The organism is Streptomyces musisoli, from assembly GCF_016741855.1.
Taxonomy (GTDB): Bacteria; Actinomycetota; Actinomycetes; order Streptomycetales; family Streptomycetaceae; genus Streptomyces; species Streptomyces musisoli.
Window position 1 is genome coordinate 1 of record NZ_JAERRH010000119.1, and the last position, 475, is coordinate 475.

Genomic DNA, 475 nt, shown 5'->3' on the forward strand with positions numbered 1-475 from the left:
TTCCCGCGGGATCGCCGCCAGCACAGCGGCCAGCGCGTCACCGTCCGCCGCGTCACACGCGGCGACCGACACCCGCGCACCCAGCCCCGCCAGCTCGGCGACCAACTCGGTCGCACCCGGTGCCTGTTCGCCACGCCGGCTGGTCAGCAGCAGGTTACGCACCCCGTGCTCGACCACCAGGTGCCGGGCCACCAAGGCACCGACCGTGCCCGTACCACCGGTGACCAGCACCGTGCCCGAGTCCCCACCGAAGCCCGGCACGGACTCGACGGCAGCCGTGCGGTGACGTACGAGCCGCGGCACGAGCAGCGCGCCGTCCCGCACCGCCAGCTGGGGTTCACGGTCCAGCGGCAGCGTGGGCACCGCGTCGGGCTCGGCGCCGTCCACCAGCCGGAAACGGTCGGGGTGTTCACGCTGCGCCGACCGCACCAGACCCCACACCGGGGCACTCACCAGGTCCACGACATCCTCGCCA

The 475-nt window shown here is 74.1% G+C and carries 1 protein-coding gene; it reads right to left on the reverse strand.

Annotated features, from left to right (window positions below; genetic code table 11):
- A partial coding sequence (locus tag JK361_RS40730; RefSeq protein ID WP_307787462.1) for a SpnB-like Rossmann fold domain-containing protein occupies positions 1 to 462 on the reverse strand: 462 nt, incomplete at its 3' end.
- Positions 463 to 475: the final 13 nt, after the last annotated feature.